Source organism: Leclercia sp. J807 (genome assembly GCF_009734465.1).
GTDB lineage: Bacteria > Pseudomonadota > Gammaproteobacteria > Enterobacterales > Enterobacteriaceae > Enterobacter.
Map to the genome: position 1 here is coordinate 3,696,593 of NZ_CP046446.1, position 21,745 is coordinate 3,718,337.

20 protein-coding genes and 1 pseudogene are annotated in these 21,745 nt (G+C 56.1%); 14 read left to right on the plus strand and 7 right to left on the minus strand.

Going from position 1 to position 21,745, the window contains the following annotated elements; genetic code table 11:
- The first annotated feature begins 73 nt into the window (after positions 1 to 73).
- On the plus strand, positions 74 to 1,726 hold the full coding sequence (locus GNG26_RS17525) for an SgrR family transcriptional regulator (RefSeq protein ID WP_156239666.1): 1,653 nt from the start codon (positions 74 to 76) through the stop codon (positions 1,724 to 1,726).
- On the opposite strand, the gene GNG26_RS17530 is transcribed toward GNG26_RS17525, so the two are convergent.
- Positions 1,727 to 2,740 carry a LacI family DNA-binding transcriptional regulator gene (locus tag GNG26_RS17530; RefSeq protein WP_156239667.1) on the minus strand — a complete coding sequence of 338 codons (1,014 nt, stop codon included), beginning with the start codon at positions 2,738 to 2,740 and terminating at the stop codon, positions 1,727 to 1,729.
- Between the two features lie 244 nt (positions 2,741 to 2,984).
- Between GNG26_RS17530 and ascF the strand changes: the two genes are divergently transcribed.
- From ascF to GNG26_RS17570, 8 genes are all read left to right on the plus strand, one after another.
- A complete protein-coding gene (gene ascF, locus GNG26_RS17535) occupies positions 2,985 to 4,436 on the plus strand; it encodes a PTS cellobiose/arbutin/salicin transporter subunit IIBC (RefSeq protein WP_156239668.1) in 1,452 nt (483 codons plus the stop codon).
- An 18-nt stretch (positions 4,437 to 4,454) separates the two neighbouring features.
- Positions 4,455 to 5,879: a 6-phospho-beta-glucosidase gene (locus GNG26_RS17540; RefSeq protein WP_103822679.1), complete on the plus strand. Its 1,425-nt coding sequence runs from the start codon at positions 4,455 to 4,457 to the stop codon at positions 5,877 to 5,879.
- Between the two features lie 193 nt (positions 5,880 to 6,072).
- Complete coding sequence (locus GNG26_RS17545) at positions 6,073 to 7,071, plus strand: ABC transporter substrate-binding protein (protein ID WP_103822680.1); 999 nt, start codon at positions 6,073 to 6,075, stop codon at positions 7,069 to 7,071.
- Complete coding sequence (locus GNG26_RS17550) at positions 7,071 to 8,108, plus strand: iron ABC transporter permease (RefSeq protein ID WP_156239669.1); 1,038 nt, start codon at positions 7,071 to 7,073, stop codon at positions 8,106 to 8,108. Before GNG26_RS17545 ends, GNG26_RS17550 begins: the two co-directional genes overlap by 1 nt.
- Positions 8,108 to 8,869, plus strand: a complete 762-nt coding sequence (locus tag GNG26_RS17555; protein WP_103180900.1) for an ABC transporter ATP-binding protein — start codon at positions 8,108 to 8,110, stop codon at positions 8,867 to 8,869. The genes GNG26_RS17550 and GNG26_RS17555 overlap by 1 nt, the downstream gene beginning before the upstream one ends.
- Before the next feature lie 13 nt (positions 8,870 to 8,882).
- Positions 8,883 to 10,115 carry an MFS transporter gene (locus GNG26_RS17560; protein WP_156239670.1) on the plus strand — a complete coding sequence of 411 codons (1,233 nt, stop codon included), beginning with the start codon at positions 8,883 to 8,885 and terminating at the stop codon, positions 10,113 to 10,115.
- Between the two features lie 451 nt (positions 10,116 to 10,566).
- Positions 10,567 to 11,625, plus strand: coding sequence for a bifunctional transcriptional activator/DNA repair enzyme AdaA (locus GNG26_RS17565; protein ID WP_231604146.1), 1,059 nt, complete (start codon positions 10,567 to 10,569; stop codon positions 11,623 to 11,625).
- An 8-nt stretch (positions 11,626 to 11,633) separates the two neighbouring features.
- Positions 11,634 to 12,392, plus strand: coding sequence for an isocitrate lyase/phosphoenolpyruvate mutase family protein (locus GNG26_RS17570; protein WP_156239671.1), 759 nt, complete (start codon positions 11,634 to 11,636; stop codon positions 12,390 to 12,392).
- A gap of 203 nt (positions 12,393 to 12,595) precedes the next feature.
- On the opposite strand, the gene GNG26_RS17575 is transcribed toward GNG26_RS17570, so the two are convergent.
- Positions 12,596 to 12,940, minus strand: a complete 345-nt coding sequence (locus GNG26_RS17575) for a nitrous oxide-stimulated promoter family protein (RefSeq protein WP_103822686.1) — start codon at positions 12,938 to 12,940, stop codon at positions 12,596 to 12,598.
- Positions 12,941 to 13,130: 190 nt separating this feature from the next.
- On the opposite strand from GNG26_RS17575, the gene GNG26_RS17580 reads away from it, so the two are divergent.
- Complete coding sequence (locus GNG26_RS17580; protein WP_103180903.1) at positions 13,131 to 13,361, plus strand: SymE family type I addiction module toxin; 231 nt, start codon at positions 13,131 to 13,133, stop codon at positions 13,359 to 13,361.
- A gap of 113 nt (positions 13,362 to 13,474) precedes the next feature.
- Entirely contained in the window at positions 13,475 to 16,036 is a 2,562-nt protein-coding gene (gene mutS / locus GNG26_RS17585; RefSeq protein WP_114316920.1) for a DNA mismatch repair protein MutS, read from the plus strand.
- Positions 16,037 to 16,188: 152 nt separating this feature from the next.
- Here the strand turns inward: mutS and GNG26_RS17590 are convergent, their stop codons facing one another.
- The 3 genes and pseudogenes from GNG26_RS17590 to GNG26_RS17600 form a co-directional block, all read right to left on the minus strand.
- On the minus strand, positions 16,189 to 16,428 hold the full coding sequence (locus tag GNG26_RS17590; RefSeq protein ID WP_114316919.1) for a non-oxidative hydroxyarylic acid decarboxylases subunit D: 240 nt from the start codon (positions 16,426 to 16,428) through the stop codon (positions 16,189 to 16,191).
- Between the two features lie 10 nt (positions 16,429 to 16,438).
- Positions 16,439 to 17,865: pseudogene (locus GNG26_RS17595) on the minus strand (non-oxidative hydroxyarylic acid decarboxylases subunit C).
- Positions 17,855 to 18,457 carry a non-oxidative hydroxyarylic acid decarboxylases subunit B gene (locus tag GNG26_RS17600; RefSeq protein WP_156239672.1) on the minus strand — a complete coding sequence of 201 codons (603 nt, stop codon included), beginning with the start codon at positions 18,455 to 18,457 and terminating at the stop codon, positions 17,855 to 17,857. The pseudogene GNG26_RS17595 and the gene GNG26_RS17600 overlap by 11 nt, the downstream one beginning before the upstream one ends.
- A 172-nt stretch (positions 18,458 to 18,629) precedes the next feature.
- On the opposite strand from GNG26_RS17600, the gene GNG26_RS17605 reads away from it, so the two are divergent.
- Entirely contained in the window at positions 18,630 to 19,046 is a 417-nt protein-coding gene (locus tag GNG26_RS17605) for a MarR family winged helix-turn-helix transcriptional regulator (protein WP_156239673.1), read from the plus strand.
- Positions 19,043 to 19,420, plus strand: a complete 378-nt coding sequence (locus tag GNG26_RS17610) for a DUF4440 domain-containing protein (protein ID WP_156239674.1) — start codon at positions 19,043 to 19,045, stop codon at positions 19,418 to 19,420. The genes GNG26_RS17605 and GNG26_RS17610 overlap by 4 nt, the downstream gene beginning before the upstream one ends.
- A 51-nt stretch (positions 19,421 to 19,471) precedes the next feature.
- On the opposite strand, the gene rpoS is transcribed toward GNG26_RS17610, so the two are convergent.
- Together rpoS and nlpD are read right to left on the minus strand one after the other, a co-directional pair.
- Positions 19,472 to 20,464 carry an RNA polymerase sigma factor RpoS gene (gene rpoS, locus GNG26_RS17615; protein WP_103180911.1) on the minus strand — a complete coding sequence of 331 codons (993 nt, stop codon included), beginning with the start codon at positions 20,462 to 20,464 and terminating at the stop codon, positions 19,472 to 19,474.
- Positions 20,465 to 20,524: 60 nt separating this feature from the next.
- Positions 20,525 to 21,589 carry a murein hydrolase activator NlpD gene (nlpD, locus tag GNG26_RS17620; protein WP_231604353.1) on the minus strand — a complete coding sequence of 355 codons (1,065 nt, stop codon included), beginning with the start codon at positions 21,587 to 21,589 and terminating at the stop codon, positions 20,525 to 20,527.
- Here nlpD and GNG26_RS22720 point away from each other — a divergent pair.
- The gene (locus GNG26_RS22720; RefSeq protein WP_231604148.1) at positions 21,495 to 21,698 is read left to right on the plus strand and encodes a hypothetical protein; all 204 of its coding nucleotides are present in this window, start codon (positions 21,495 to 21,497) and stop codon (positions 21,696 to 21,698) included. The genes nlpD and GNG26_RS22720 overlap by 95 nt on opposite strands.
- Positions 21,699 to 21,745 lie beyond the last annotated feature (47 nt).

Consider the following 21,745-nt stretch of genomic DNA (forward strand, 5'->3'; position numbering starts at 1 on the left):
GCACCCGGCAAAACAGTTATAATCGCGCAAAAAGCCCTACACTCTTCGCAATGCCTTCGTCAGGGATGTCGCCATGCGCCAGCTTCAGAAAATCCGCCAGTATCAACGGCTCTCAGCCCATTACGGCTCAACGCCGCAGCTCACCACCATCACCGAAGTCGCCGAGGTGGCGCTCTGCAGCGAGCGCCACGCGCGCACGCTGCTCCGCCAGCTTGCTGAAAGCGGCTGGTTAAGCTGGCGCGCTCAGCCGGGGCGCGGGCATCGCGCTACGCTGCACTGCCTGGTGACCACCAGCGAACTCAGCGCCCCGCTGATGCATGCCTGTCTGGAGAAAGGCGATTATCAGAGCGCGCTACAGCTGGCAGACGGCGATCCGGCCAGCCTGCACCACATCATCACCCCGTTCCTTGGCGGTAAATGGCTCAAGCACCAGCCGACGCTGCGCATTCCCTGGTATCGTCCGCTCACGTCCCTGCAACCGGCGCTGCATCGACGGCGCGCTGAACAACATATTATCTGCGCGGTACACGCCGGTTTAACCCGTTATGAACCGGGAAAGGCGCAGCCGGTGGCCGACCTGGCGCACCACTGGGCCTGCTCTGACGACGGCCTGCGCTGGCATTTTTACCTGCGCAGCGGCGCGCACTGGCATAACGGCCAGCCGCTGAGCGACGAGGATATTCTGCGTGCGGTGCAGCAGCTGCTGGCCGATCCGGCGCGCAACAGCGGGTTGTTGCATATCGACGCGGTGACCCTTGCCGCCCCGTGGTGTCTGGCAGTTTATCTGCATGCGCCGGACGCTCTGCTGGCGCATCGTCTCGCCCATCCGGTCTGTCGGCTGCCGCATCCCCGTCAGCCGGAGGTCGGCGCCGGACCGTTTGCCATTGCCCGCCACCACTCCCATTTTCTGCGCCTCGAGCGTCAGTCCTGGTACTTTGCCGCCCATCCGCTACTGCATGCCATTGAGTTCTGGCGCACCGGTACGGTCGCCGATAAACCGGCGTGGATCACGGTAGGAAAAGGCAGCGCCCCGCAGGAAGCAGTGACATCAACCAGCGGCGGTTTTGCGTGGCTGATGGTCAATGGGAAGCTGCCCGCAGCGCTTGCCGCATTTTTGCGCCAGACCGCCCTGACCCTCAACCAGCAGTGCTTTGGCCGGCGTGAGGATCTGCAAATCCACACCGAAATCCTCCCCGGTCTTCAGGTGCCCAGCCTGCCCGCCCCCGTTGATATCGATCTGCCGCCCCGGCTAAAACTGGTGTGCTACAACACCCCGGAGCTGCGCGAGCTGGCTGAAAGCTGGCGGCTTCAGCTGCAGCCGCATGGCTGCGAGCTACACACCGACTGGAAAGATCGCGATGGCTGGTATGCCCCCGATACGCTGGCGGGTGCCGATCTGCTGCTGGGAGATCACCTGGCGACCGGGATGACCGGGTTTACGCTGGCGGAGTGGTTTATCTATGAACCGGCCTGGGCTACGGCGCTGGGAGAGGATCGCTGGCAGCAAGAGAAACGGCAGCTGATGCAGTACAGCGACAGCGAAGCGCGTTTTAACGCGCACCTGACGCCCTTTTTCCAGCGCCTGCTGGCGGAGGGCCGCTGCACGCCGCTGTTCCACTACCGCTACCGTATCAACGCCCTGGAAAACGTGCAGGATATGGTGCTGACCGCGGGCGGCTGGCTCGATTTTACCCGCGCCTGGCTGCCCCCGGCGGCCATATTGTGATCAGCGGTGCGGGCCGGGGATGACGGAATCACGCAGCATCAACTCTCCGGCGAAAGTCTGCCGGAAGGTGAAGTCCCCACCATCGAGCATAAAGATCAGGCGGCTGATGGTCTCTTTTACCATCTCTGTCACCGGGACGCGCACGCTGGAGAGGGACGGTACCACGTAGGGCGCCATCGCAATGTCATCGAAACCCACCACCGACACCGCCTCCGGTACGGCGACCCCGCTGTCGTGAAGCTGCTTAATGGCGCCGATCGCCATGTCGTCGTTACTCGCCACCAGCGCGGTAAAATGCTCGCCGCGCGCCAGCAGCGTCGCCACCCCTGCCGCCCCGCTGGCCGGGTGCCATTTACCCTCGACAATCAGCGACTCGCGTAGCGGAATACGGTGCGCAGCAAGGGCCTCTTTGTAGCCCGAAAGGCGTTCGATCCCGGTGGGGGAATCGAGGGATCCGGTGATAAACGCGATATCGCGGTGGCCCTGCTCGATAAGGGTCGATACCGCCGCCTGGCTGGAGGCTTTATGATCTGACCAGACGCAGTGGCTGCTGTTTTTACGCAGGCGTCGGTTGAGCACGATCACCGGCTGGGCGTGTTTCTGGATGATCTCGTCCATCTCATCAACGCTGAGAAAACGCGGGTAGATGATGATCGCATCGCAGCGCATATCCAGCAGGTACTGAATCGCCTCGCGCTCCTCATCGGCGCTGTGCTTACCGTCGGCGAGGATCAGCTGTCGTCCCTTCTCTTCGGTCATTCTGGCGGCATGGAACAGCAGCTCGCTGAAATAGACCCCGTGGTAGAGGGTGTTGGTCACCACCAGCCCAAGGGTTTGCGTGCTTTTGGTCGCCAGGTTACGCGCCAGTAAATTAGGCCGATACCCGCTCTCTTCAATCGCCTGAAAAACCTTGTCTTTTGTCTCCTGGCTCACGTAGCCATTGCCCGAAAGCACCCGGGAAACCGTCGCCTTCGAGACTCCTGCCCGCTTCGCCACTTCCAGCATCGTGGTCATGCATCTGTTCCGTCTTAATCCCGTGAGCGGCAGTGTACTGCACCACGTGAAAATTGTCGCAGCGTCTGTCACACGCTTTTTATCACGTCAGGTGATCGCCATCACGAATTTAAAAAATGGCTAAAACGTGATCTTGTTAGATTCCAGGAAACTCTTCATGATTTTGTGGAACCGGTTTCCTATATAAGTTTCATCGCTCACCCCGATGAAGACGTACCTTACTGATAAAACAGGATACAACCCGATGGCCAAAAATTATGCTGCGCTGGCGAATGCCGTTGTCAGCGCGCTCGGCGGCAAAGAGAATATCGTCGCGGTCACCCACTGCATGACCCGCCTGCGCTTCGTGGCAAAAGACGAAAGCCTGATCGACAGCGCGACGCTGAAAAGCATCAGCGGCGTGCTGGGCGTCGTGCGCAACGACAACCAGTGCCAGGTGATCATCGGCAATACCGTTTCCCAGGCGTACCGCGAGGTGGTCAACCTGCTGCCCGCCGACATGCAGCCTGCCGTGCCCCAGGGGCCGCAAAAGCTGACCCTGAAACGCATTGGCGCGGGCATTCTTGATGCCCTGATCGGCACCATGTCACCGCTGATCCCGGCGATCATCGGCGGTTCAATGGTCAAGCTGCTGGCGATGATCCTCGAGATGACCGGCGTGCTGACCAAAGGCGATCCGACGCTGACGATCCTGACCGTAATCGGCGACGGCGCGTTCTTCTTCCTGCCGCTGATGGTGGCTGCCTCTGCGGCGGTGAAATTCAAGACCAACATGTCGCTGGCGATCGCCATTGCGGGCGTGCTGGTCCACCCGAGCTTTATTGAGCTGATGGCGAAAGCGGCGCAGGGCGAGCACGTTGAGTTCGCGTTTGTGCCGGTGACGGCGGTGAAATATACCTATACGGTGATCCCGGCGCTGGTGATGACCTGGTGCCTGTCCTATATCGAACGCTGGGTCGATCGTATTACCCCGGCGGTGACGAAAAACTTCCTCAAGCCAATGCTGATCGTGCTGATTGCCGCCCCGCTCGCCATCGTCCTGATTGGGCCGCTGGGGATCTGGATCGGTAGCGGCATCTCCGCCTTGGTTTACACCATTCACGGCTATCTGGGTTGGCTCTCCGTCGCCATCATGGGCGCGCTGTGGCCGCTGCTGGTGATGACCGGGATGCACCGCGTCTTTACGCCTACCATTATTCAGACCATTGCCGAAACGGGCAAAGAGGGGATGGTGATGCCGTCAGAAATCGGCGCCAACCTCTCCCTCGGCGGTTCGTCGCTGGCGGTGGCATGGAAAACCAAAAACCCGGAACTGCGCCAGACGGCGCTGGCCGCGGCCGCTTCCGCCATCATGGCCGGGATCTCTGAACCGGCGCTGTACGGCGTGGCGGTGCGCCTGAAACGTCCTTTAATTGCGAGCCTGATCAGCGGCTTTATCTGCGGCGCCGTGGCCGGAATTGCAGGGCTGGCCAGCCACTCGATGGCGGCGCCGGGCCTGTTTACCAGCGTCCAGTTCTTCGACCCGGCCAACCCGATGTCCATCGTCTGGGTATTCGGGGTAATGGCCCTGGCCGTGGTGCTCTCTTTCGTGCTGACCCTGATTCTGGGCTTTGAAGATATCCCGGTAGAAGACGAAGCAGAAAAAGCGCGCGCGCTGCAATCCGCACCGGTTCAGGCCAAAGCAGCACAAGCATAAATTTATAGCGAGGTAAGAATGTCAGTTTTTCCACAAGGATTTTTATGGGGCGGCGCACTGGCCGCTAACCAGAGCGAAGGCGCATACCGCGAGGGCGGCAAGGGCCTGACCACCGTCGATATGATCCCCCACGGCGCAAATCGCCTGGCGGTGAAAGTCGGCAAGGAAAAACGCTTTTCGCTGCGTGACGACGAGTTCTATCCCAGCCACGACGCGATCGATTTTTACCATCGCTATAAAGAAGATATCGCCTTAATGGCCGAGATGGGCTTCACGGTATTCCGTACCTCCATTGCCTGGAGCCGTCTCTACCCGAACGGCGACGAACCGCTGCCTAATAAAGAAGGTATTGCCTTTTACCGGGCGGTGTTTGAGGAGTGCAAAAAGTACAACATCGAGCCGCTGGTGACCCTCTGCCACTTTGACGTGCCGATGCACCTGGTGACCGAGTACGGCTCCTGGCGCAACCGCAAGATGGTCGATTTCTTTGCCCGCTACGCCCGCACCTGCTTCGAAGAATTTAACGGGCTGGTGAAATACTGGCTCACCTTCAACGAGATCAACATCATGCTGCACAGCCCCTTCTCCGGTGCCGGGCTGGTGTTTGAGGAAGGCGAAAACGAGGATCAGGTGAAGTATCAGGCCGCCCACCATGAGCTGGTCGCCAGTGCGCTGGCAACCAAAATTGCCCATGAGGTGAACCCGCAAAACCAGGTGGGCTGCATGCTGGCGGGCGGTAACTTCTACCCATACTCCTGCAAGCCAGAAGATGTGTGGACGGCATTAGAAAAAGATCGTGAGAACCTGTTCTTTATCGACGTCCAGGCCCGTGGCCGCTACCCGGCCTACTCTGCTCGCGTGTTCCGCGAAAAGGGGGTGGTGATTGTCAAAGACCCTGGCGATGACGCACTGCTGACAAACACCGTCGATTTTGTCTCATTCAGCTATTACGCCTCGCGCTGCGCCTCGGCGGATATGAATGCCAACAACACCAGCGCGGCCAATATCGTGAAATCCCTGCGTAACCCGCATATTGAAGTCAGCGAATGGGGCTGGGGCATCGACCCGCTGGGCCTGCGTATCACCATGAACATGATGTACGATCGCTACCAGAAGCCGCTGTTCCTGGTGGAGAACGGCCTCGGTGCGAAAGATGAGATTGATGCCAACGGTGAGATTAACGACGACTACCGCATCAGCTACCTGCGGGAGCATATTCGCGCGATGGGCGACGCCATAGAAGATGGCATTCCGCTGATCGGCTACACCAGCTGGGGCTGTATCGATCTGGTGGCCGCCTCCACCGGCGAGATGAGCAAGCGCTACGGCTTTATCTATGTTGATCGTGATGATGCGGGCAACGGTACCCTTGAACGCAAACGCAAAAAATCGTTCTGGTGGTACAAGAAAGTGATTGCCAGCAACGGTGCAGATTTAGATTAATCCCCCTTCGCCGGGCGGCGCTACGCTTGCCCGGCCTACAAATCCCCTCTGAAATTCAATAATTTCATAACGTTATTATCGTTCATTGACACCATGAATATATCATTGTATAAAACCCCGCCACAATAAATGATATTCATTCTCAGCCATGCTCCCGGGCTGTCATCAATAAATTAATGAAGGATAGCGTTTCATGAAAAAGATCATCAGTGCATTAGGCTTGCTGATCGCGACAGCCGGTTCTGCTTTTGCAACCACCTACCCTCTGACGATCGAGAACTGCGGCTATAAAGAGACTTTCACCAAAGCGCCGGAGCGCGTGGTCGCACTGGGCCAGAACACCGTAGAAATTCTCTTACTGCTGGGCCTGCAGGATAAGGTTGCCGCCAGCGCCTTCTGGCCGACCAAAGTACTGCCTGAACTCGCTGAAAAGAATGAAAAAGTGAAATTGCTGACCGTCGAGATCCCGACGCTGGAGTCTATCCTTGCGCAAAATCCGGACTTCGTTCCGGCCCAGCTGCCGCTGCTGCTGGGGCCAGAGAGTAAAGTCGCCAAACGCGAAGATCTGGCTACCGTTGGCGTGAACAGCTACATGTCGCCGGGCATGTGCGCCACCAAAAAAGATGTGGGCGATATGTACGGCAGCCGCCAGAAGCTGTGGGATATGACCTTCCTGTATAAAGAGATCGAAGACTTCGCCAAAATCTTTAACGTCGAAGATCGCGGCCAGGCGTTGATTGCCGATTTTAAAAAGCGTGAAGCCGACCTGCGGGCTGAGTTCAGCAAAAACAAAAAAGACCTCTCATTTGTCTTCTGGTTCTCCAGCTCCTCCCCCTCTTCTGACGCCTACGTCGGCGGCAAAAACAGCGCCTCCGGCTTTATCGCTAACGTGCTGGGTGGCCACAACGCCATCACCTCTGAAACGGAATGGCCAACCGTCGGCTGGGAAAGCATTATCGCTGCCAACCCGGACGTGATCGTGGTCTCCAGCCTCGACCGTAACCGCTGGGCGCTGGATAACGCCGAGGAAAAAATCAAATTCCTGAAAAGCGATCCCGCCGTCAGCCAGCTCGATGCGGTGAAAAAAGGCCACATCGTGGTGATGGACGGCCAGGCGATGAACCCGACCATCCGCACCCTCTACGGCGCGGAGCAGATTGGTGAACAGCTCAGAAAAATGGAACTGAATTAATGACCGCAGTGGTACAACAGACCCGCCTGAACTGGCTGTTGCCAGCTTCGGGTTTCCTGGCGGTGGTCGCGCTGCTGCTGGTTATCGCTTTTGGCGTCAGCGTGGGGGAGTTGTCGATCCCCCTGCAGAGCGTGTTCTACGCCATTACCAATAAAATGGGCTTAACCGAGGTGCCGCTCAATCGCATCTACGAGAGCGTGATCTGGGACTTTCGCCTGAGCCGGGCGCTGGTGGCGGCCTGCTGCGGTGCGGGTCTGGCTATCTGCGGCGCGGTGCTGCAAAGCCTGCTGAAAAACGCCCTCGCCGAACCTTACGTGCTGGGCGTGTCCGCAGGGGCGTCAACCGGTGCGGTCTCCGTGGTCGTGCTGGGCATTGGCAGCGGTACCGTGACACTTTCCGCCGGGGCCTTCGCCGGCGCCTTTACCGCCTTCGCGTTTGTGGCCCTGCTGACGAACGGTGCCCGCGGCGGCAGCGAACGCACCATCCTTGCCGGGGTGGCCGCCTCGCAGCTGTTTAACGCCATCACCGCCTGGACCGTCAGCACCTCAGCCAGCGCCCAGCAGGCGCGCGACGTGATGTTCTGGCTGCTGGGCAGCTTTAGCGGCGTGAGATGGCCCGAGTTCCAGATGGTGCTGGTCGCGGTGCTGGTCGGTCTGGCCGTCTGCCTCTGGTATGCCCGGGCGCTCGACGCCTTCACCTTTGGCGATGATGCCGCCGCCTCGCTGGGGATTGCCGTCCCTTGGGTGCGGCTGATCCTGTTCATCGTTACCGCACTGATGACCGCCACCATCGTCAGCATGGCGGGCTCCATCGGCTTTGTCGGCCTGGTGGTGCCGCACATGATGCGCTTCTTCTTTGGTCCGCTGCACCACACGCTGCTTATCGCCAGCGCGCTGGCAGGTGCCATCCTGATGGTGCTGGCGGATATCGCCTCCCGCCTGCTGATCGCCCCGCAAAGCCTGCCGGTCGGCGTGGTGACCGCGCTGGTGGGCGTCCCGTTCTTTGCTGTGATTATCTACCGTTCAAGGAATAAGTGATGAGCATCACTGCTGAAAATATCACCTGGAAGGTGGGTAAAAAGGTCATCGTCGACAATGTCTCGCTGGCAGTATCTCAGGGGCAGACTGTCGGCCTGCTGGGGCCAAACGGCTCCGGCAAATCCTCGCTGCTGCGGATCCTGGCCGGTTTACGTCGCCCCCATAGCGGCACCGTCGCGCTGGATGGCAAAAGCATCAGTGGCATCCCGAAAAAGCAGCTCGCCCGGAGGGTAGCCTTTGTGGAACAGCACGGCATGACCGACGCCAACATGCGCGTGCGGGACGTGGTAAAGCTGGGGCGTATTCCGCACCACTCCCCTTTCTCCGGCTGGACGGCACAGGATGACGAAACGGTAAACCAGGCGCTGAAGACGGTGGATATGCTGCATCACAGCGAGCAGGGCTGGCTGAGTCTCTCCGGCGGCGAGCGCCAGCGGGTGCACATCGCCCGGGCGCTGGCGCAAATGCCAACCGAGATCCTGCTGGATGAACCCACTAACCATCTGGATATTCACCATCAGATGCAATTGATGCAGTTGATCAGCCAGCTGCCGGTCACCAGCATTGTCGCCATTCACGATCTTAACCACGCCTCCATGTTCTGTGATGCGCTGATCGTGATGCAGAAAGGGCGCGTTGTCGCCAGCGGTACGCCGCAGGCGATCCTGACCGAAGAGCTGCTGTGGGAGATATTCCGGGTGAAAACCCGCATTGAGCTCTCCCCCGATCATGGCAAAAAACATATTCACTTCCTCGTCTGAGGCGAGGTAACAGGTGCTATCCATTCGTCCCGCGACGCAACTCTGGCCGCCTGTCTTACTGGGCAGCCAGTTTGTTTTCAATATCGGTTTTTACGCCGTTGTTCCCTTCCTGGCGATTTTTTTACGCGACGATATGCTGCTCTCCGGCGGCGTTATCGGGCTGGTGCTTGGGCTGCGGACCTTCTCCCAGCAGGGGATGTTTATCGTTGGTGGCGCCCTCTCCGACCGCTACGGCGCGCGCATCATTATTCTTTGCGGCTGCGTTGTGCGGGTGGTGGGCTATCTGCTGCTGGCCTTTGGTTACAGCCTGCCCGTCATTATTGCCGGGGCGTGCCTCACCGGGATCGGCGGCGCGTTCTTCTCCCCTTCCATCGAAGCGTTACTGGCCAAAGCCGGAACCCGCAGCGAGGCGCAGGGAAAACGCAGCCGCGCCGAGTGGTTCGCCCTCTTTGCGGTGTGCGGCGAGCTGGGGGCAGTCCTGGGCCCGGTCGCAGGCGCCCTGCTCACCGGCCTGGGCTTTCGTCAGGTGGCGCTGGCCGGGGCCGCGGTCTTCGTGGTGGCGCTTATCGTGCTGTTCTTCTGTTTACCTTCAGGCTCAGCAAAAAATCAGCCGCTACATATCAACCCCTGGTGGACCACCTTTCGCCAGCCACGGTTCGTGGCGTTTATCATCGCCTGGAGTAGCTGGCTGTTAAGCTATAACCAGCTCTATCTGGCGCTCCCGGTGGAGATCCAGCGTGCTGGCGGCAGCGAGAAAGATCTTGGCCCGCTGTTTATGCTGGCCTCGGGGCTGGTGATCCTCTTTCAGCTGCCGCTGGCGCGTTTTGCCCGTCGGGTGGGCGCGGTGCGGATCCTGCCGGTGGGCTTTTTGCTTATCGCCGCCGCGTTTCTGAGCGTCGCGCTCTTTGCCTCTTCAACGCCGGGCGCGGGGTTGCTGCGCCTGCTGCCTGCGGCCTGTTTTGTCACGCTGCTAACCACCGGCCAGATGCTGCTGGTGCCAGCGGGCAAAGATGTGGTGCCGTGGTTTGCGAGTGAATCGACTTTAGGTGCGCACTATGGCGCACTGGCTACCGCTGGGGGCTGCGCGGTGCTGGCGGGGAATTTATTGCTCGGCGATCTGCTCGATCGGGCGCTGACGCCTTCCGCCGGGGCGATCGTTCCGTGGCTGGTGTTTGCGGTGTTTCCGCTGTGCAGTGCAATTGCTATGGTCGTTATCTGCCGCCCGATGCGCAGGCCGCGAGACTAATCGGCTGACGCCACAGCATGCGCGGCCCTGCCCGGCGCATCACCTGCTCATCTTCTACATAAGACATCCATTCGCCAGATGCCCGAATAAATCGAAGGAAAACAAGGAGTGCTACTCGGTTTAATGAAAACCATATTCTTGATGCAGTCTCGATTGTATTCACACTATGATTACAACAAAACACAATCCGAAAAAACATTGTAATTCAATAAGATAAAAATATGGCTGGTGATTATTATCACAGAATTGCATGCTTTTAAAAAAATCAAATACGATTTTTTTAGTATTTATATCCGTTTAAAATTTAAATTTTATGTGAATAAACTATTCAAAAACTCATATTTAAACAAAAACTCTGTTTTACTCTTTGAACAAATAGATGCCCGTTTTTAGTCGCTCCCCTCCCCAGCATTCCATTAACATTATTGGAACACCACCCAAACGAGGCATCATGATGCTATTCGATATTCCTTCAGATGACGTTCTTTATAAGGCATTGATTGAACGGGATCCTTCCTATGAAGGCTTTGCATATGTGGGGGTCAAAAGCACAGGTATCTTCTGCAAGCTGACCTGTCCTGCCAGAAAACCCAAAAAAGAAAATTCAATCTTTTACTCATCTATAGGTTCAGCGCTGGAAGCAGGGTTCAGACCTTGCAAACGCTGTAGACCGATGGCTATCGGCCTGACTCGTGAGCCTATGATTGACAAGCTACTGGATGAGCTGGAAAGCGACACTGATAAAAAGTGGTCCGAAGGTGCCATTGCAGAAATGGGATTCGATCCGTCGACAGTCAGACGGGCATTCAGGCGTCAGTTTGGCATTACTTTTTTAGAAATTGCCCGGCAGAGAAAGATTGGGAGAAGTGTGGAGTCTTTGACTGACGGATCAAAAATGATCGATGCACAATTAACAGCTAATTATGATTCAGGAAGCGGATTCCGTAATGCAATATCGCGGCATATCGGTGTTTCTCCCAAAAATGCTCATAATAGATTTTACCTTAAAGCAGACTGGATAGAGACCCCTATCGGAACAATGATCGCCATTGCGGATAAATACTCTCTTTATTTACTGGAATTTCTCGACAGAAAAGCGCTGCCAGGCGAAATGGAAAAACTTAAAAAAATCACCAACGCCGAAATTGTTATGGGCCGCGAAGCCCCCATCGTTCTCGTTGAGAAAGAGCTTAACTTATACTTCGAGGGTAGAATTTTCCATTTTAATACACCCTTAGCAGAATTTGGCACAAGATTTACAAGAGGAGTCTGGGATGCGCTGAGAAAAATTCCTATGGGCGAATTAAGAAGTTATTCAGATATTGCTAAAGAGATAGGCAATACCACGGCTTGTCGGGCAGTTGCCCGAGCTAATGGAGCAAATCAAATCTCCATTTTAATCCCATGCCATAGAGTAATTGGCGCAGACGGAACATTAACAGGATATGGTGGTGGACTGTGGCGTAAGAAATGGTTAATCGAACATGAACGCAGAATATCCAATAAGTGAGAGGCACTATGAATAAGCACATCGAATCATTTCATCTATTGCACAAAAAGGATCGCCCTCTTTTTCTCTACAATATCTGGGACGCCGGTACAGCCAAAATTCTTGCCACTAATGGCGCAGAGGCGATTGCGACCAGCAGCTGGTCCGTTGCGGAGGCGCAGGGATACACTGACGGGCAATCTATGCCTTTTGATGAGTTACTTGTAATTGTAAAAAATATTGTTAAAGCGGTAAACCTTCCAGTCACTGTCGACTTCGAAAGCGGATACGCTCAGGAATTAAAAGCGGTTTGTAAAAACTTCTCTGCGTTGATTGATGTCGGAGTTGCAGGCGTTAATTTTGAGGATCAAAATATCGCTGAGGGTAGTATATTCGGAATAGAAGAGCAATATGAAAGAATAACAGCCCTGAGAAAAACAGCAGATAAAATGGGGGTTAATGTTTTCATTAATGCCAGAACAGATATTTTCTTGCAAGAAGGTGACCAGAACAAACATACCAATTTACTAGAAGCCGTCAGCCACAGAGGACGTGCATATCGTGAGGCTGGCGCAAATGGATTCTTTATTCCTGGTACCACAGACCATTATTTAATAAAACAAGTTTGTTCGGCAGTCGATTTACCAGTAAATATAATGGATTTAAGCAGTAAACCGGACCTTCAGGCTTACAGTAAATCTGGCGTTAACCGTGTAAGTATCGGTCCAAAATCCTGGATTGAATTTTGTGGGCAACTGAAAGATAAAGTTATAGAAATTTATCGCTAAATTTACCTCACTTATTCATTTAGGAATTATTAATTTCAGTTTTCAGAAAGTATTGTAAATAATATACATTAACTTTCTTCAAGCCTGATACATAGCAAGAAAAATGCATTCGGTTGATTTAATAATGGTCAACTATGAGCTATCTCATCTCGCAGTTAAAATGGCAATCTGCCGCCCGATGCGCAGGCCGCGCACCTGAGAGGTTATTTTTTCGGGCGGTACTTTTCCGGTAGCTCTGGCACCGGGCGGCGATCGTCAATCAGATGGCGAATCGTCAGGATCGGGTGACGCCAGAGCATACGCGGCCCCGCCCAACGCATGACCTGCTTCATCTCTTCACGCTTAGCGGGCTGGTAGCAGTGGACCGGGCACTGCTTGCAGGCCGGTTTCTCTTCGCCAAACACGCATTTATCCAGCCGCTTGTCGGCATACGCATTCAGCGCTGCGTAATGCCCCGCCTCTTTAGATGCCTGCGGGCACTGCTTTTCATAGAGCGCGATCATCTTGCGGATGGTCTCTTTTTCACGCGCGATCCTTTTTCCTGCCATGGTCTGATTCCTAATGATAAGTTGTATTTATAATACCATTTTTCAGACTGGATATTTAGCCCGATTTCATATTTTACATTTCGTTTTCTGAAGACGCTTCGCAGTTCTGCGTTTGTCTCAGGTTCATTTTACTGGCATTTTATACAGGTGTTTATATCACCTAATCCTTGCCCGAGAAAAAGGAGTTTCTATGTCAGATATCAGCATTTCCAGACCCAGCCGTCAGCTCACTGTGGGTTATTTCAGAAAGCGCCACGAGGATCGCAAGACCAAGATCCCGACCCGCTACAGCGTACACGCCGCGCTGAGTTTAAAAGGCGACTGGCTGGAAGAGGCCGGTTTTAAAACCCATTCCCGGGTGCGGGTGCTGGTGGAACAGGGAAAACTGGTGATTGAGCTGGTCGGCGAAGAGCCGGACTAAGGCGGTGACATTTTGCTGCGCCGGGCCATTTTTTCATGCGACAATAGCGGCAATACACGACCCTAACGTCGCCTGAACAGCACTGTTTTCAAAGAAATGGACATCATCACTCCATGACCACTACTGACAATTTCGACGCCCACACCCCCATGATGCAGCAGTACCTGAAGCTGAAAGCTCAGCATCCCGAGATCCTGCTCTTTTACCGGATGGGCGACTTTTACGAGCTGTTTTATGACGATGCGAAACGCGCCTCGCAGCTGCTCGACATCTCCCTGACCAAACGCGGCGCCTCGGCCGGTGAACCTATCCCGATGGCCGGTATTCCGCATCATGCGGTAGAGAACTACCTGGCGAAGCTGGTTAACCAGGGTGAATCGGTCGCCATCTGCGAACAGATTGGCGACCCGGCCACTTCGAAAGGTCCGGTTGAGCGCAAAGTGGTACGCATCGTCACGCCGGGCACCATCAGCGATGAAGCGCTATTACAGGAGCGCCAGGATAACCTGCTCGCCGCCATCTGGCAGGAGAGCAAAGGTTTCGGTTACGCCACGCTGGATATCAGCTCCGGGCGTTTTCGCCTGAGCGAACCGGCCGACAGGGAAACTATGGCCGCCGAACTGCAACGCACTAATCCTGCGGAGCTGCTCTATGCCGAAGATTTCGCCGAGATGGGGCTGCTTGAGGGGCGTCGCGGTCTGCGTCGCCGTCCGCTATGGGAATTTGAAATCGACACCGCGCGCCAGCAGCTCAATCTGCAATTTGGCACCCGCGATCTGACCGGCTTTGGCGTAGAAAACGCGCCGCGCGGCCTGTGCGCCGCGGGCTGTCTGCTGCAGTACGTAAAAGATACCCAGCGCACCGCCCTGCCACATATCCGCTCCATTACGATTGAGCGCCAGCAGGACAGCATCATTATGGATGCCGCCACCCGCCGTAATCTGGAGATCACCCAGAATTTAGCCGGTGGTGTGGAGAACACCCTCGCCTCGGTGCTCGACAGTACCGTCACCCCGATGGGCAGCCGTATGCTGAAACGCTGGCTGCATATGCCGGTGCGCGATATTGCCACGCTCACTGCACGCCAGCAGACCATTGGCGCCCTGCAGGATCGGTACAGCGACATTCAGCCGGTATTGCGTCAGGTGGGCGATCTGGAACGTATTCTGGCACGACTGGCGCTGCGCACCGCACGCCCGCGCGATTTAGCCCGCATGCGCCATGCCTTCCAGCAACTGCCGGAACTGCGCAGCCAGCTGGCGGAGGTTGACTGCGCCCCGGTGCAAAAGCTGCGCGAGGCGATGGGCGAATTTAGCGAACTGCGCGAACTGCTGGAAAAAGCCATCATTGAAGCCCCGCCGGTGCTGGTGCGTGACGGCGGCGTGATTGCTCCGGGCTACAACGAAGAGCTGGACGAGTGGCGATCCCTGGCCGATGGCGCGACGGATTATCTGGATAAGCTGGAGATCCGCGAGCGTGAGCGCCTTGGACTGGACACCCTGAAGGTCGGTTACAACGCGGTACACGGCTACTTTATTCAGATCAGCCGTGGACAGAGCCATCTGGCCCCTATTCACTACGTGCGCCGCCAGACGCTGAAAAACGCCGAGCGTTACATTATTCCGGAGCTGAAAGAGTACGAAGACAAAGTGCTCACCTCCAAAGGCAAAGCCCTGGCGCTGGAAAAACAGCTGTATGATGCCCTGTTCGACATCCTGATGCCGCACCTTGCGGATCTGCAGCAGAGCGCCGCGGCGCTGGCCGAGCTGGATGTACTGGTCAACCTGGCGGAACGTGCCGAGACGCTGAACTACTGCTGCCCAACCTTCACCGATAAGCCAGGCGTGCGCATTACCGAAGGGCGCCACCCGGTGGTGGAACAGGTGCTGAACGAACCGTTTATCGCCAACCCGCTGAACCTGTCGCCGCAGCGCCGGATGCTGATTATTACCGGGCCAAACATGGGCGGTAAAAGTACCTATATGCGCCAGACGGCACTGATTGCGCTGCTGGCCTACATCGGCAGCTACGTTCCGGCGCAAAAGGTAGAGATCGGCCCTATCGACCGTATCTTTACCCGCGTGGGCGCGGCGGACGATCTGGCGAGCGGTCGTTCGACCTTTATGGTCGAGATGACCGAAACCGCCAACATTCTGCACAACGCCACGGAGTACAGCCTGGTGCTGATGGATGAGATTGGCCGTGGCACCTCAACCTATGACGGGCTTTCGCTGGCGTGGGCCTGTGCCGAAAGCCTGGCCAATAAGATCAAAGCCCTGACCCTGTTTGCCACCCACTACTTCGAGCTGACGCAACTGCCGGAGAAGATGGAGGGCGTGGCGAACGTGCATCTGGATGCGCTGGAGCACGGCGATACTATCGCCTTTATGCACAGCGTACAGGATGGCGCGGCGAGCAAAAGCTACGGTCTGGCCGTGGCGGCGCTGGCGGGCGTGCCGAAAGAGGTGATCAAGCGGGCCCGTCAGAAGCTGCGCGAACTGGAAAGCCTGGCGCCAAACGCAGCGGCTACCCAGGTAGATGGCACCCAGATGTCTCTGCTGGTCCCTGCCGAAGAGACCTCCCCGGCGCTGGAAGCACTGGAGAACCTCGACCCGGATTCTCTGACACCACGTCAGGCGCTGGAGTGGATTTATCGGTTGAAAAATCTGGTGTAAAGCCCTGCGGTCTGTATCGCCCGGTGGCGCTATCGCTTACCGGGCCTACGGGGATTTCGTGCGGGCTTTACGCCCGGTGGCGCTGCGCTTACCGGGCCTACAAAAGACGCTGGATCCCAGGCCGGGTAAGGCGTAGCCGCCTCCCGGCTTTTTTATCCGCGCTTATCTTCCGCCAGCAACGGCGGAATGGTCGGCACCTGTGGGGCATCGTCGATATCCTTCTGCGTCATGCGAAACGCTTCGGGATAGTGCTCACGGCTGGTGCGGCGCAGCGGCTCGGTATCACGCCAGGTATACAGACAGTGCTGGCACTGATACACCGTCCAGACATCTTTAACTGGCGACGTCGCCATCACCTCAATATGTTCATCGGCACAACGTGGACAAATCATTTTCCCCTCCTTATTTACGTGCGGCCAGCATCGCGGTCAGTTTTTCAGCCCAGGCTTTGGTTTCAGGCAGATCCTGTACCGGCTGGCTGTAGTGACCACGCATATCGGGTGCAACCGGTGTGGTGGCGTCGATAATCAATTTGTCGGTGATCCCCGCCGGGCTTGAACCTGGATCCAGCTCCAGCACCGACATATTCGGCAACTGCACCAGATCCCCTGCCGGGTTCACTTTCGATGACAGGGCCCACATCACCTGCGGCAGGTTGAACGGATCAACATCCTCATCCACCATGATCACCATCTTCACGTAGCCCAGACCGTGCGGCGTGGTCATTGCCCGCAGGCCAACGGCACGGGCAAAGCCGCCGTAGCGTTTTTTGGTGGAGATAATTGCCAGCAGGCCGTGGGTGTACATAGCGTTCACCGCCTGCACTTCCGGGAACTCGGCTTTCAGCTGCTGGTAGAGCGGCACGCAGGTTGCCGGGCCCATCAGATAGTCGATTTCGGTCCACGGCATCCCAAGATAGAGCGACTCAAAAATCGGTTTTGTGCGGTAAGAAACTTTATCGATGCGCACCACGGTCATGTTACGGCCACCGGAGTAGTGTCCGGTGAACTCCCCGAAAGGCCCTTCGATTTCGCGTTTGCGGCCTTCAATCACCCCTTCAAGGATCACTTCTGAACCCCAGGGGACGTCAAAACCGGTGAGCGGCGCGGTGGCGATCGGATACGGGCTTTCGCGTAACGCTCCCGCCATCTCATATTCTGATTGATCGTACTTCAGCGGCGTCGCCCCCATCAGGGTGATGATCGGGTCATTGCCCAGGGTGATCGCAATCGGCAGATCCTGCCCGCGCTCTTCCGCTTTATGCAAATGCAGGGCGATGTCATGCATCGGCACCGGCTGCAGACCCAGCTTGCGTTTGCCCTTCACCTCCATGCGGTAGATGCCGACGTTCTGCTTGCCGAAGTGATCCGGATCGAGGGGATCGCGGGAGACCACACAGGCTTTATCCAGATAGAATCCGCCGTCACCGTCGTTCAGGCGGAACAGCGGCAAAATATCGAACAGATTGATCTCGTCGCCATCCACCGTGTTCTCTGCCCAGGCCGGGTTTGCGCGACGCTCCGGCGCAACCGGGAAGTTATCCCAGCGGCGAATAAACTCGTCGATCTGCTTTTTGACCGGTGTATTCGGCGGAAGCCCACGGAGATGGCGTGATTCTGCCAGGATCCGATGGTGTTCATCGTCACGCGGGCGTCGGTAAAGCCGCGGATGTTGTCAAACCAGAGCGCAGGTGCGCCATCGCCAATGCGCCCGGTGGCGTTGGCTGCCGCGGCCAGATCCGGCTCCGCATCGACCTGTTCCGTGATTTTTAGCAGTTGCCCTTGCTCATCGAGCGCCTGCAGGAAGCTTCTCAAATCATCAAATGCCATGTTTATTCTCCTGGGAAAAATCTCTGGCCGCCTGTAACCCCTCCCAGCGACGGGCTTTGTTATGCGCCAGACCAAACTGATCGAGCACCCGGGTCACAATGTGTTGAGTAATGTCATCGGCGGTTTGCGGATGGTTGTAATAAGCGGGCATCGGCGGCACCATTGCCACGCCCATGCGGGAAAGCGCCAGCATATTTTCAAGATGGATAGTGCTGAGCGGCATTTCCCGCGGGACCAGCACCAGCTTGCGTCCCTCTTTTAACACCACGTCAGCGGCACGCCCCACCAGCCCTTCGGCGTAGCCTGCGCGGATGCCCGCCAGCGTTTTCATGCTGCAGGGAATGACGATCATGCCGTCGGTGCGAAAGGAGCCGGATGAGATGGTTGCCCCCTGATCCGCCGGGCTGTGAACCACATCCGCCAATCCGGCAACATCCTGAGCGGTATACGGCGTTTCCAGTTCAATCGTTGTTTTCGCCCATTTCGACATCACCAGATGGGTTTCTACTTCCGGCATGTCGCGCAGCGCCTGCAGCAATGCCACGCCGAGCGGCGCACCGGTCGCCCCTGTCATCCCAACAATCAATCTCATGCAACACCTCATTTCATTTGTTCGTATACGAACTTGTTGCTTACCGTACGCCCGGATCTGGGCGCTGACAAGATCGTTCGCATACGATCACACGAAATGGTAAAACGGGCCGCATTAAATTCACCGCTGATCGGGGCTATCATAAAGAGATCATTTTTATGCCGGAGAGTTCATGGAACTAAAACAAGAAGCGTTCCACCTGTTACGTCAGCTTTTTCAGCAACATACTGCGCGCTGGCAGCAGGCCTTACCCGAGCTGACCAAGCCGCAATACGCGGTAATGCGATCGATCGCTGAACATCCGGGCATTGAGCAGGTGGCGCTCACCGAAGCGGCGGTAAGCACCAAAGCTACCCTCGCGGAGATGCTGAGCCGTATGGAATTACGTGGGCTGGTGAAGCGCGAAGCCGATGCTGCAGATAAGCGCCGCCGGTTTGTATTCTTAACGCCGGAAGGCGAAGCGTTGCTCGGCAACTGTAAACCGGTAGGGAATCATGTCGATGAGGCTTTTCTGGGGCGTTTAACGGCTGAGGAGCGTCGCCAGTTTACGGAGTTGGTTCGCAAAATGATGGTAAAGGAGAGAGAATGACCCGCTATGAAACAGAAATTATTGATGCTCACATCGCATTAGAAAAGTGGTTAGGCCAGGGTGAAGGCGATTTTGCCCCCCTGCTCGCCCGTTTTCATCAGGATTTTTTGATGATTGCCCCAACCGGCGCACACCTGGATCACCCCGCGCTCACACGTTTCCTCGAGGCTCAGCGCGGCAGCCGCCCTGGACTGAATATCGTGATTGATGAATTAACGACGTTGCAGACCTGGGATAACGGCGCAGTGCTTCACTACCGTGAAACACAAACCCGCCCGGATCAGCCGGTGAACGTGCGCTGGTCCAGCGCCATCCTGAACCAGGAGGGAGACAACCTCACCTGGCGTCTGCTACACGAAACCGCAGCGCCTTAAGCAAAAGAAAAAGGCCAGTCTTTCGACTGGCCTTTTTTGACGAAAAGGTGCTTACTCGCGGAACAGCGCTTCGATATTCAGCCCTTGACCCTGCAGGATTTCACGCAGGCGACGCAGACCTTCTACCTGAATCTGCCGAACACGTTCACGGGTCAGGCCGATTTCACGACCGACATCTTCCAGTGTCGCAGCTTCATACCCCAGCAGACCGAAACGACGTGCCAGCACTTCACGCTGTTTGGCGTTCAGTTCGAACAGCCATTTGACGATGCTCTGTTTCATATCATCGTCCTGCGTGGTGTCTTCCGGGCCGTTGTCTTTTTCATCGGCCAGGATGTCCAGCAGCGCTTTCTCGGAATCGCCACCCAGCGGGGTGTCGACAGAGGTAATACGCTCGTTGAGACGCAGCATACGGCTAACATCATCAACAGGTTTATCAAGCTGTTCGGCAATCTCTTCCGCGCTTGGCTCGTGGTCCAGCTTATGGGACAACTCGCGTGCGGTACGCAGATAGACGTTCAACTCTTTCACGATGTGAATAGGCAGTCGAATCGTACGGGTCTGGTTCATGATTGCCCGTTCGATGGTCTGTCGGATCCACCACGTCGCATAGGTTGAGAAACGGAACCCACGTTCAGGGTCAAATTTCTCTACTGCGCGGATCAGGCCCAGGTTGCCCTCTTCAATCAGATCCAGCAGAGCCAGACCACGATTGCTGTAACGACGGGCAATCTTAACCACCAGACGCAGGTTACTTTCAATCATGCGACGACGTGAAGCCACATCACCACGTAATGCCCGGCGCGCGAAGTAAACTTCTTCTTCGGCTGTTAACAGTGGGGAGTAACCAATCTCCCCAAGGTAAAGCTGAGTCGCGTCCAGCACACGTTGTGTGGCACCCTGCGATAACAGCTCTTCTTCAGCTAAATCGTTATCACTGGGTTCCTCTTCTACTAAGGCTTTTTCGTCAAAAGCCTCTACTCCGTTCTCATCAAATTCCGCGTCTTCATTTAAATCATGAACTTTCAGCGTATTCTGACTCATAAAGGTGGCTCCTACCCGTGATCCCTGGGCGCAACATACCAAAAGATATGTCCCGCCAAATTATCGCTGCGGTAAATACTGCAGCGGGTTTACGGATTTCCCCTTGTAACGAATTTCAAAATGCAAGCGTGTAGAACTGGTTCCGGTGCTACCCATGGTAGCTATTTTCTGCCCCGCCTTAACTTCTTGTTGTTCCCGGACCAGCATCGTATCGTTATGGGCGTAGGCACTCAGGTAATCATCGTTGTGTTTGATGATAATAAGATTACCGTAACCGCGCAGAGCGTTACCGGCGTATACCACGCGTCCATCAGCGGTCGCGATAATAGCCTGTCCCTTACTCCCTGCGATATCGACCCCTTTATTTCCCCCCTCGGAGGAAGAAAAGTTCTCGATAACCTTGCCTTCAGTCGGCCAGCGCCACGAAGAAATTGGCGAGCTGGACGTCTGACTACTGGCAACGGGTGCGGTAGAGCTAACCACAGGAGCCGTAACGGGTGCTGTAACAACAGTCGCAGTCCCCTTATTGTTCGGCAACATCTTGTTAGCACTCTGTTCACCTGAATCTTCAGAATACGTAATTGTCGGTTGCGACGCAACCACTGTGCTTGATTTTTGCGCAGGCGTCACACTGTTATTTTGCGCCGTGACGTCAGCCGCAGAAACGGTATTGCCTGGCGTTAACGGCGCGCCGGTCGCATTGCCTACCTGCAGCGTCTGGCCGACATTCAGGCTATACGGGGCCGGAACGTTGTTTCGCTCTGCTAAATCACGGAAATCGTTCCCGGTGATCCAGGCAATATAGAAGAGGGTATCGCCGCGTTTCACGGTGTAAGTGCTGCCGCCGGTATAGCTGCCTTTCGGAATGTTCCCATACTTGCGGTTATACACAATGCGGCCATTTTCCGTCTGGACAGGTTGTTCCACTGGCTGAATCTGTACTGGCTGGGTAACCGGACGCTGAACAGGCTGGATTTGCGGAGTTTGTTGCGCCGTTGAGGTGCCCATCTTAGGCGGAGGGGTGATCAGCATGCCACCGGATGAATTACCAGAACCGCTATCACCGCCGACCGAACTTACAGGCGCAGGGGCATTATTCGATGTTGAACAACCTGCCAACCAGATTGAAACCAGTGACAATGCCGCAACACGGCTGATGGTGAATTTTGGGCTTCCCGCGCTCATTTATCCCCCAGGATTATTTTTAATTACCAGTGACTTAAAATTACCGTAATGTCACGACGTTTTGCGCCACACCATACGCTGAATTTGCCTGAATAA

What these genes read in the sequence shown, in the direction of transcription:
- GNG26_RS17525 (WP_156239666.1), top strand. Translation starts at nt 74, where the DNA reads ATGCGCCAGCTTCAGAAAATCCGCCAGTATCAACGGCTCTCAGCCCAT.
- GNG26_RS17530 (WP_156239667.1), bottom strand. Translation starts at nt 2,740, where the DNA reads ATGACCACGATGCTGGAAGTGGCGAAGCGGGCAGGAGTCTCGAAGGCG.
- ascF (WP_156239668.1), top strand. Translation starts at nt 2,985, where the DNA reads ATGGCCAAAAATTATGCTGCGCTGGCGAATGCCGTTGTCAGCGCGCTC.
- GNG26_RS17540 (WP_103822679.1), top strand. Translation starts at nt 4,455, where the DNA reads ATGTCAGTTTTTCCACAAGGATTTTTATGGGGCGGCGCACTGGCCGCT.
- GNG26_RS17545 (WP_103822680.1), top strand. Translation starts at nt 6,073, where the DNA reads ATGAAAAAGATCATCAGTGCATTAGGCTTGCTGATCGCGACAGCCGGT.
- GNG26_RS17550 (WP_156239669.1), top strand. Translation starts at nt 7,071, where the DNA reads ATGACCGCAGTGGTACAACAGACCCGCCTGAACTGGCTGTTGCCAGCT.
- GNG26_RS17555 (WP_103180900.1), top strand. Translation starts at nt 8,108, where the DNA reads ATGAGCATCACTGCTGAAAATATCACCTGGAAGGTGGGTAAAAAGGTC.
- GNG26_RS17565 (WP_231604146.1), top strand. Translation starts at nt 10,567, where the DNA reads ATGATGCTATTCGATATTCCTTCAGATGACGTTCTTTATAAGGCATTG.
- GNG26_RS17570 (WP_156239671.1), top strand. Translation starts at nt 11,634, where the DNA reads ATGAATAAGCACATCGAATCATTTCATCTATTGCACAAAAAGGATCGC.
- GNG26_RS17575 (WP_103822686.1), bottom strand. Translation starts at nt 12,940, where the DNA reads ATGGCAGGAAAAAGGATCGCGCGTGAAAAAGAGACCATCCGCAAGATG.
- GNG26_RS17580 (WP_103180903.1), top strand. Translation starts at nt 13,131, where the DNA reads ATGTCAGATATCAGCATTTCCAGACCCAGCCGTCAGCTCACTGTGGGT.
- mutS (WP_114316920.1), top strand. Translation starts at nt 13,475, where the DNA reads ATGACCACTACTGACAATTTCGACGCCCACACCCCCATGATGCAGCAG.
- GNG26_RS17590 (WP_114316919.1), bottom strand. Translation starts at nt 16,428, where the DNA reads ATGATTTGTCCACGTTGTGCCGATGAACATATTGAGGTGATGGCGACG.
- GNG26_RS17600 (WP_156239672.1), bottom strand. Translation starts at nt 18,457, where the DNA reads ATGAGATTGATTGTTGGGATGACAGGGGCGACCGGTGCGCCGCTCGGC.
- GNG26_RS17605 (WP_156239673.1), top strand. Translation starts at nt 18,630, where the DNA reads ATGGAACTAAAACAAGAAGCGTTCCACCTGTTACGTCAGCTTTTTCAG.
- GNG26_RS17610 (WP_156239674.1), top strand. Translation starts at nt 19,043, where the DNA reads ATGACCCGCTATGAAACAGAAATTATTGATGCTCACATCGCATTAGAA.
- rpoS (WP_103180911.1), bottom strand. Translation starts at nt 20,464, where the DNA reads ATGAGTCAGAATACGCTGAAAGTTCATGATTTAAATGAAGACGCGGAA.
- GNG26_RS22720 (WP_231604148.1), top strand. Translation starts at nt 21,495, where the DNA reads ATGCCACCGGATGAATTACCAGAACCGCTATCACCGCCGACCGAACTT.